This window comes from Methylobacterium jeotgali (assembly GCF_022179345.1).
Classification (GTDB): Bacteria; Pseudomonadota; Alphaproteobacteria; order Rhizobiales; family Beijerinckiaceae; genus Methylobacterium; species Methylobacterium jeotgali.
This window is the reverse complement of the sequence record NZ_BPQR01000086.1, coordinates 1-8,468: the sequence shown is the minus strand read 5'-3', so window position 1 is coordinate 8,468 and position 8,468 is coordinate 1. Positions and strand designations below refer to the sequence as shown.

The window sequence follows — 8,468 nt, the reverse complement described above, 5'->3', positions numbered from 1 at the left end:
GGCGGCCAGCGCGCGGGCGGGCCGGGCGCAGCGGCTGTCGGCGGCTACAACGGCGGCGCCTACAAGCCGGGCTTCGGTCCCAGCAACGTCAATCCGGGCTACAACCCGGGCGTCGGCGGATACCGCGGCGGCTACGCCGACAACCGCGGCTGGCGCGGCCGCCAGTGGCACGGGAACCGGGGCGGCTACTATCGCGGCTACGGATACGGGCTCGGCGGCCTGGGCCTCGGCCTCGCCGCCGGCAGCTACTACGGCGGGTACGGCGGCTACTACAACGACCCGTACTACTATGGCGGCTACGGCGCCTACGCTCCGGCCGGCTACGGCTATGCCGAGCAGCCCGTCGAGACCTACGGGTCGTCGGGTGCCGAGGACGTGGCCTACTGCCAGCGCCGCTTCCGCTCCTACGACGTCCGGTCCGGCACCTACCTCGCCAAGAACGGCCGCCGGGTCGCCTGCCCGTAACGGCGCGGTCGCACCCCGCTCCGGCCTCTCCGTGAGGGCTGGAGCGGGGCGGGCCTGAAAACGCGAAGGGCCGCCCTGACGGGCGGCCCTTCTTGCGTTCGGTACCGACCTTCGCTCTCAGCGCGACAGGCGGGTGCGGACATCCCCGAGGCTGAGGCGTACGAGATCCTGGGCGGCGTCGCCCTGCATGCGCTCGCGCAGGATGGCCTCGGAGGCGCGGACGGCAGCGTCGGCCGCGGCAGCGCGGACCTGGGCGGCGGCCTGGACCTCGGCCTGGGCGATCTTGGTCTCGGCGGTCTTGGTGCGGCGGGCGATGAACTCGTCGAGGCGGCGATGGCCCTCCTCGGCGATGCGCTCGGCCTCCTGACGGGCGCCGGCGACGATCGCCTCCGCCTCGCGCTCGGCCTCGGTGCGGCGGCGCTTGTAGTCGGCGAGCACGGCGGCAGCCTCCTCGCGCAGGCGGCGCGCCTCGTCGAGCTCGTGCCGGACGCGCTTGGCGCGGCCGTCGAGACCCTTGGTCATCATGCCGAAGCCGCCGACCTTCCAGACGATCGCCATGAAGATGACGAAGGCGGCGGCGACCCAGAACTCTGCTGTCAGCAACATGGCCGTCGTCTCTCTCAGTGGACCGGCGACGCGCGGTCGAGCGCGCGGTCGATCGAGGCCTGGTCGGGCGCCTGACCGGTGAGCCGCTCGACGATGGCCGAGGCCGTCTCGCCGGCGATGCTGCGGACGTTGCCCATCGCCTCGGCGGTGCGGGTGCGGATAGTGGCCTCGGACGCGGCGAGCTTCTCGTTGAGCTCCGTCTCGAGGGCCTTGCGGCGGGTCTCGGCGGCGGCGGAGAGCTCGTTGCGCGTGCCCTGGGCGATGTCGCGGGCCTTGGCCTGCGCGTCGGCGAGCGCCTTCTCGTAGGCGGCACCGGCGGCGTCGGCCTCCGACTTCATCCGCTGCGCCTCGGCGAGGTCGGCCGAGAGACGGCCCGAACGGTCGTGGAGGATCGCCTCGATGCGCGGCAGCGCGACCTTGGCCATGAGGTAGTAGAGGAGCCCGAACGAGAGCGCGAGCCAGATCAGCTGCGACAGGAACGTATGGGTCTCGAAGGGGGGAAAGGCGGCCCCGTGCGGCGCGGGATGCCCGGTCTGCGTGCCGAGCTGCGTATCCGACGACGGCGAGGGATGGGTGAGGGGGTTCGGCTGCGCCATGACCTCGTCCGGTCTGTTCTCGAAAGGCGGGGCGCCCCACGGACGGGGCGCCCCGAGCAGGCCTCAGCGAAAGATGGGGCGCTTCCGCGCCCCGCCGTTCGCGGCGTCCCTTAGACGGCGAAGAGGAGCAGGAGCGCGATCAGCAGCGAGAAGATGCCGAGCGCCTCGGTGAGGGCGAAGCCCAGGAGCAGCGTGGCGCGCTGGCCGTCGGCGGCCGAGGGGTTGCGCAGCGCGCCGGCGAGGAACTGGCCGAAGAGGTTGCCGAGGCCGATGCCCGCGCCCGCCATGCCGAGGCAGGCGAGACCGGCGCCGATGTACTTCGCTGCGACGGGATCCATGTCTTACTCCTGATCGATTCTGCTTGAAGCGGCGTGACGTCGCCGGTGGAGGAAGCCGGCCGTCAGTGGCCGGGGTGAAGGGCGTCGTTGAGGTAGATCGCCGTCAGCGTCGCGAAGACGTAGGCCTGAAGCGCCGCCACGAGGAACTCGAGGGCGGTGAGGGCGATCGTGAGGAACAGCGGCAGGGGCGATAGCACGCTCCAGGCGCCGGCGAGAAGAAGCTGGACCACGAAGAAGGCGAAGATCTTCATCGCGATGTGGCCGGCGAGCACGTTCGCGAACAGACGCACCGAGAGGCTGATCGGACGCGAGATGAACGAGATGATCTCGATCGGCACCAGGATGGCGAGCAGCGGCTTCGGCACGCCCGACGGCACGAACAGCCCGAGGAAGTGGGTGCCGTGCTTCATGAAGCCGTAGATGAGCACCACGCTGATCACCAGGGCCGCGAGGCCGAAGGTCACGATCAGGTGGCTCGTCACCGCGAAGGCGTAGGGGATCATGCCGAACAGGTTGAGGATCAGCACGAACATGAACAGCGAGAACACCAGCGGCAGGAAGCGCTTGCCGCCGTCGCCGGTGGCCTGGTGGAGCGTGTCGGCGATGAACTCGTAGAAGACCTCCGCCAGCGACTGCATCCGGCCCGGCACGACCGAGCGCCCGGAGGTCGCGACGATGGTGATCAGCGCGATGACGCCGACCGCGGCGAACATGTACAGCGCCGACTGGGTGAAGGCGATTTCCTGGTTACCGATATGCCCCAGCGAGACGAGCGGCTTCAGCTCGAACTGGTGGATCGGGTCGATGCTGACCGCCATGCCCCGTTTCGCCCCTTGCGTGACGCCCGCCCGGTGTTCGCCGGTGCGGCCGCGCCCTGACCCGTCTTATCGTGTCTTTCCGTCGTCCGGCCCGGAGCGGCGGCGGGTGAAGCCCGACACGCGCATCACGTTGTAGACGCCCGTCACGAAGCCCAGCATCAGGAACACGACCAGACCCCAGGGCTTGGTGCCGAGGAAGTGGTCGAAGATCCAGCCGAGCACCCCGCCCGCCACGACGCCGGCGACGAACTCCGTGGAGATCGTCATCGCCTGCCCGAGAGGGGATGGGCCGGCAGACGGACCGGAACGCGACGAAGGACCGGATGTGGCCTCGGGCCGCTTCCGTTCGATCTGCGTCTCGAGACGTCTGAGCCTCGCGGAAAGATCGCCGTCCGGTGCCGTCCGACCCTCGCCCTTCTCGTCCCGCGGTTCGCTGTCGCCCAAGGTCTTGCCTCCCGAGGCGAACGATCACGTTATGGAGAGGAACGGGTCCCGACGCCCCCTTCAGGCGCGGCGCACCATAGTTTCGCCCCCCTTGGGTGTCAAGGCGCCGCCCCTCACCGCTAAACCATTGTCAAGAAAGGCGAATTCCTGGCATGCCACGCCGCCGGGAAAAGCTTCCGGCAAGCCCGTCCTCAGCTTCCGAGGATCGGCTTGATGATCTTCTCCATGCCCTCGATCGACATCTCGCCCCGATAGCGCTCACCGTTGATGAAGAAGGTCGGCGTCGAGTCGACCTTGAGCACGTCGAGGCCGCGCTGCTTCACGGCGTTCACGGCGCTATAGAGCTTCTGGTCCTTGAGGCAGGCCTCGAACTTCTCCTTCGAGAATCCGGCCTGGCGCAGCATCTGCTCCATAGCGTCGACGGGCGATTGCGGCTTCTGCACGTAGGCCCAGGCCGCCTGCTGGTCGAAGAGCAGGTCGGTGATCGGATAGTACTTGGCGTCGCCGTCGCAGCGGGCCAGCATGAAGGCGGCCGTGGCCAGCGGGTCGAGGGGGAACTCGCGCAGGGTGAAGCGCACCTTGCCCGTGTCGATGTAGCGCGACTTGAGCGTCGGCCAGGTATCCCGGTGGAAGGCCGCGCAGTGGGAGCAGGTCATCGAGGCATACTCGATGATCGTCACCTTGGCGTCGGCCGGACCGAGCCAGACGTCGCCGAGGGGCCCCGGCTGCATCACCGCCGCGGCGTCGGCACCTTGCGCCAGCGCCGACAGGGAGAGCCTGGGGAGGACGATCGCCGCGCCGAGGGCGAGGCCGGTCGCCTTGATGCAATCGCGCCGTGTGATCATGGTCGTCTCGCGCTGCCGGGCGGTCCCGCCCTGTCGATGGATGATGCGGTAGGATGTAGGGCGCGCGCTGGCAAGCATGGCGGCAGGCGCCTCCGAACGCCGCCTCAGCGCGCAGGACCGGTCGCCACCGTCGCGATTCCAAGCCGGTCGAGGGCATCCCGCAAGCCCTCGTCCTCGATGGTCGAGACCGCCTGCGCCACGCTGCCGCGGCGGACCGGATCGACGACGCCCTCCGCCTTGCGGCGGGCACGGGAGCCAATGCGGTCCTGCTGCGGCAGGATGCGGCCGACGCAGGCCCAGCCGTAATGGGCGTTCACCCGCTCGACGAGGACCGGCGCCAGATGCTGGAGATCGAGGGCGAAGGCCGCCTCGACGCGCACGAACAGCGTTCCGGGATCGGGCCTGCCATCCTCGCCGCGGCGCCGGCGGGGCCATTCGAGCTTCGAGGGACGGGAATGGCGCGCGAGCCGTTCGCCGACGATGTCGGGCCAGGCGGCGAGGATGTCGCTCGAGGCGAAACCCTGCGCCGCGAAGGCCGGCCCGATGCAGGGCGCGATGAGATCGGCCAGCGGCTTCGCCCGCGCCATGAGATGCCTGCACTCCGCCCGTACCCGACACCGGAGCCTAGCACGCCGCCGCGCGCCGCGGGAGCGCTTTGAAACCGCCGCCGCCTGAGGCTATGGACCGCCCCATGTCGGCCGCCGGCTCCCGCACGCAGAAGCCTCAGGCCGCCCCGTCCGCGGCCGACCTGCTCGCTTGGTACGACCGCCAGCGCCGGTCGCTGCCCTGGCGGGCGGAGCCGGGCGAGACCGCCGACCCCTATCGCGTCTGGCTCTCGGAGGTGATGCTCCAGCAGACGACCGTCGCGGCGGTCCGCCCCTATTTCGAGCGTTTCCTGACGCGCTTCCCCGATGTCTCGGCCCTCGCGCGCGCGGGCGAGGATGAAGTGATGTCGGCCTGGGCGGGGCTCGGCTACTACTCGCGGGCGCGCAATCTCCACGCCTGCGCCCGGCTCGTGGCGGAAGCGGGCGCCTTTCCCGACACCGCCGAGGGCCTTCGCCGGCTGCCCGGAATCGGCGCCTACACCTCGGGCGCCATCGCGGCGATCGCCTTCGGACGGCAGGAGGCCGCCGTCGACGGCAACGTCGAGCGGGTGATGACGCGGGTCGCGGCGATCGAGACGCCGCTGCCGAACAGCCGCCCCGAGATTCGCGTGCTGACCCAGAGCCTGGTGCCCGCCGACCGGCCGGGAGACTTCGCGCAGGCCGTGATGGATCTCGGCGCGACGATCTGCACGCCGCGCAAGCCCGCCTGCGCCCTCTGCCCATGGATGCCGCCCTGCCGGGCACGGGCGCTCGGGCTCCAGGAAACCTTCCCGCGCAAAGTCAGGAAGGAGAAGGGCACGCTGCGGCGGGGCTCGGCCTTCGTCGCCTTCCGGGCGGGCGACGGTGCCATCCTGCTGCGGACACGGCCGCCCGGCGGCCTTCTCGGCGCCATGGCGGAGCCGCCGACGAGCGAATGGGAGATCGACTACGATCCGGCCCGGGCGCTCCTCGACGCGCCCCTCGATGCTCGCTGGAAGCGCCAGCCGGGCCTCGTGCGCCACGGCTTCACGCATTTCCCGCTGGAGCTGACGGTGTTCACCGCGCGCCTCGCGCTCGCGACGCCGGCCCCGGCCGGGATGCGCTTCGTGCCGCCCGACGCCCTCGCCGACGAGCCTCTGCCGGGCCTGATGCTGAAGGTGATCGCCCACGCCCGCGACCCGAAGCCCGAGCCGCCCAAGCGGGGACGCCCCGGGCGCGAGAGCCTGCCCGCGCCGACGCCGCTCTTCGAGGAGGTCGAGGAGAGGCCGGAACCGCCGGCCTTCCGGCCCGTGCCGAAGCCCGCGCCGCGCCCGGCCACCGCCCCCGTCGCCGATGGCGAGGAAGCCGAGCCGGAGCGGCCGCCGGCGAAGGCACCGCGCCGCCGCGCGGCGTCGAAGCCGCGGGCGAAGCGCTAGATCGATCAGCCGGCCGCGCTCATCCGCGCGCGCATGTCGGCGCGGAACGTGTCGATGACGACCCGCTGGCCCTTCCGCTCGGCGTGCCAGAAGTCCCAGCCGTTGCAGGCCGGCAGGCCCTGGACGAGGGCGCCGATCTTGTGGATCGAGCCCGTGGCCGGCCCCGCCATCAGCGTGCCGTCGGGGCGCACGAGCGCGCTGAAGCGGCCGCGCTGGTCGGTGAGCGTCTCGCCGGCCCGGACATGGCCCGCCTCGATCACGGAGAGGAACGGCACCCTTGGCTCGGCGCGCTTCGTCGGGGCGACGAGGAGCGCCGCCTGCGACAGGGGCTCGACGGACGCGATACGGGCGCGCGCCGCCTCGGCGTAGACCGTTTCGCGCTCGATGCCGATGAAACGGCGGCCGAGGCGGCGGGCGACGGCGCCGGTGGTGCCGGTGCCGAAGAACGGGTCGAGCACCACGTCGCCGGGGTTCGTCGCCGAGAGGAGCGTGCGGGCGAGCAGCGCCTCGGGCTTCTGGGTCGGATGGACCTTCTGGCCGTCCGCGCCCTTCAGGCGCTCGTCGCCCGTGCAGAGCGGGATGAACCAGTCCGAGCGCATCTGGAGGTCTTCGTTGCCCCCCTTCAGCGCCTCGTAATGGAAGGTGTAGCCCTTCGATTCGGCCGAGCGCGAGGCCCAGATCAAGGTCTCGTGGGCGTTGGTGAAGCGCTTGCCGCGGAAGTTCGGCATCGGGTTGGCCTTGCGCCAGACGATGTCGTTAAGGATCCAGAAACCGAGATCCTGAAGCGCGCTGCCGACGCGGAAGATGTTGTGGTACGACCCGATCACCCAGAGGGTCGCGTTCGGCTTCATCACCCGGCGGCAGGCGGCGAGCCACTCGCGGGTGAAGGCGTCGTAGGCCTCGAAGCTGGCGAACTGGTCCCAGGCGTCGTCGACGGCGTCGACGCGGCTCTGATCCGGGCGCAGCAGCGAGCCTTCGCCGAGCTGAAGGTTGTAGGGCGGATCGGCGAAGACGCAGTCGACGCTGCCCGCGGGCAGGGCGTTCATCGCCGCGATGCAGTCTCCGACGATGACCTCGTCGAGGGGAAGGCGCTGGGGAGGGGTAACGAGACCCATCCGTGGCGCCGGCGCGGCCCGCCCGGTACGCGAGACAAGTTTCCGGGCGGTGGCGCCGGCGGCCACGGTACGCGGGGAGGCCATGGCAAACACCGGTTACGCGACTGACCGGCAGATCATGGGGCGAACAGGGTAAAGGTCGGGTTGCCCGGATCGAGAGATTGCGTCCCGGTTTGGGGCTGCAATTTTTGCCTAGCCGGCCCTTCAGCTGAGCCGTTCGAGACATTCCAGGGCTTTGTGCTCGGCCTGATCTCGGCCTGCTCGCTTCATTGCCTGGTCGTTTTCTCGAATCCATCGAAGTATTCGCCGAGTTCCCATCCTCCTGTCCGCTCATCATCCGATGATCGCGCCGAGTAGCCTCGTTCATCGCCAGCAACGCGGCCGATAGCGGCACGCCGCGCTGATGACGTGCGAACGAGCCGCCGATCAGGGCCGCATTCAGCGCAGGCCCCACCCCGCCGCGGCGCATGGCGGATCATCGTTCGAAAACAGATTTCAGATGAATTCGGATCATCCGCGCAAGAATTGAGGCGCCTCCGAGTTTTTCGAGCGACATTGCCGCATTCATGGCAATCCAGATTGCCGCATCCGATCGAGAATGCCGCGTGAAAATCCGAGACGGCACAGGTCTTATTCTGGCCATGCTTGGAAACGAGTTCGCCGCCCCTCGCAATAATCAAGGGAATGCGAATGAACTCGAAGCCTGTTCGTCGGACCACCGCTGCCGCACTCACCGTCGCTGCCCTCGCCCTGTCCGGCGGTGCGGCTCTCGCGCAGGGAGGCACCGCCTCCTGGTATGGCAGCGGGCACAGGACCGCGAGCGGCGAGCGCTTCAATCCGAACGGGATGACCGCCGCCCACCGCACCCTGCCGTTCGGCACCCGCGTCCGCGTGGAGAACCCGCGCACCGGCCGCTCGGTGGTGGTGCGCATCAACGACCGGGGGCCGTTCGTGCGCGGCCGCATCATCGATCTCGCCCGCGGCTCGGCCCGCGCCATCGGGATGAGCGGAACCACCTACGTCTCGCTGCAGGTCGTCCGCTGACGGCAGGCGAAGCCCTCGCTCCGGCCATCGGGATCGGAGCGGGGGTTCGCCGTTGCCCGCCGCCGGGAACGGCCCCATCTGAGCATCCTCACACGAGGACGAAGGCCCGATGGCAAAACCCCTGATCGTCGATCTGCCGCACGAGCTCGGCCGGGCCGAGGCGCGCCGGCGCATCGAGACCGGCCGAGCTCGTGCGGC

The 8,468-nt window shown here is 70.3% G+C and carries 11 protein-coding genes; 3 read left to right on the top strand and 8 right to left on the bottom strand.

The window, feature by feature from the left end; genetic code table 11:
- A partial coding sequence (locus MFF04_RS20665; RefSeq protein ID WP_238278732.1) for a BA14K family protein occupies window positions 1-465 on the top strand: 465 nt, incomplete at its 5' end.
- 117 nt (window positions 466-582) lie between these two features.
- On the opposite strand, the gene MFF04_RS20660 is transcribed toward MFF04_RS20665, so the two are convergent.
- The 7 genes from MFF04_RS20660 to MFF04_RS20630 all read right to left on the bottom strand — a co-directional run bounded on the left by MFF04_RS20660 (window position 583) and on the right by MFF04_RS20630 (window position 4,699).
- Window positions 583-1,068, bottom strand: coding sequence for a F0F1 ATP synthase subunit B family protein (locus MFF04_RS20660; protein ID WP_238278734.1), 486 nt, complete (start codon window positions 1,066-1,068; stop codon window positions 583-585).
- A gap of 17 nt (window positions 1,069-1,085) precedes the next feature.
- Window positions 1,086-1,667 carry a F0F1 ATP synthase subunit B family protein gene (locus tag MFF04_RS20655; RefSeq protein ID WP_238278729.1) on the bottom strand — a complete coding sequence of 194 codons (582 nt, stop codon included), beginning with the start codon at window positions 1,665-1,667 and terminating at the stop codon, window positions 1,086-1,088.
- A 110-nt stretch (window positions 1,668-1,777) separates the two neighbouring features.
- Window positions 1,778-2,005, bottom strand: a complete 228-nt coding sequence (locus MFF04_RS20650) for a F0F1 ATP synthase subunit C (RefSeq protein WP_007566773.1) — start codon at window positions 2,003-2,005, stop codon at window positions 1,778-1,780.
- A 62-nt stretch (window positions 2,006-2,067) separates the two neighbouring features.
- Entirely contained in the window at window positions 2,068-2,823 is a 756-nt protein-coding gene (locus MFF04_RS20645; protein WP_238278727.1) for a F0F1 ATP synthase subunit A, read from the bottom strand.
- Window positions 2,824-2,889: 66 nt separating this feature from the next.
- On the bottom strand, window positions 2,890-3,090 hold the full coding sequence (locus tag MFF04_RS22105; protein WP_373320131.1) for an AtpZ/AtpI family protein: 201 nt from the start codon (window positions 3,088-3,090) through the stop codon (window positions 2,890-2,892).
- Window positions 3,091-3,458: 368 nt separating this feature from the next.
- Window positions 3,459-4,112 (bottom strand): DsbA family protein, encoded by a 654-nt coding sequence (locus MFF04_RS20635; RefSeq protein WP_238278723.1) that lies wholly within the window; start codon window positions 4,110-4,112, stop codon window positions 3,459-3,461.
- A gap of 104 nt (window positions 4,113-4,216) precedes the next feature.
- Complete coding sequence (locus MFF04_RS20630) at window positions 4,217-4,699, bottom strand: DUF721 domain-containing protein (protein ID WP_238278721.1); 483 nt, start codon at window positions 4,697-4,699, stop codon at window positions 4,217-4,219.
- A 104-nt stretch (window positions 4,700-4,803) separates the two neighbouring features.
- On the opposite strand from MFF04_RS20630, the gene mutY reads away from it, so the two are divergent.
- A complete protein-coding gene (mutY, locus tag MFF04_RS20625; protein WP_238278719.1) occupies window positions 4,804-6,111 on the top strand; it encodes an A/G-specific adenine glycosylase in 1,308 nt (435 codons plus the stop codon).
- Between the two features lie 5 nt (window positions 6,112-6,116).
- Here mutY and MFF04_RS20620 read toward each other — a convergent pair whose 3' ends face one another.
- Window positions 6,117-7,310 (bottom strand): site-specific DNA-methyltransferase, encoded by a 1,194-nt coding sequence (locus tag MFF04_RS20620; protein ID WP_283206398.1) that lies wholly within the window; start codon window positions 7,308-7,310, stop codon window positions 6,117-6,119.
- A 606-nt stretch (window positions 7,311-7,916) separates the two neighbouring features.
- Between MFF04_RS20620 and MFF04_RS20615 the strand changes: the two genes are divergently transcribed.
- Window positions 7,917-8,270 carry a septal ring lytic transglycosylase RlpA family protein gene (locus MFF04_RS20615; protein WP_238278715.1) on the top strand — a complete coding sequence of 118 codons (354 nt, stop codon included), beginning with the start codon at window positions 7,917-7,919 and terminating at the stop codon, window positions 8,268-8,270.
- Window positions 8,271-8,468: the final 198 nt, after the last annotated feature.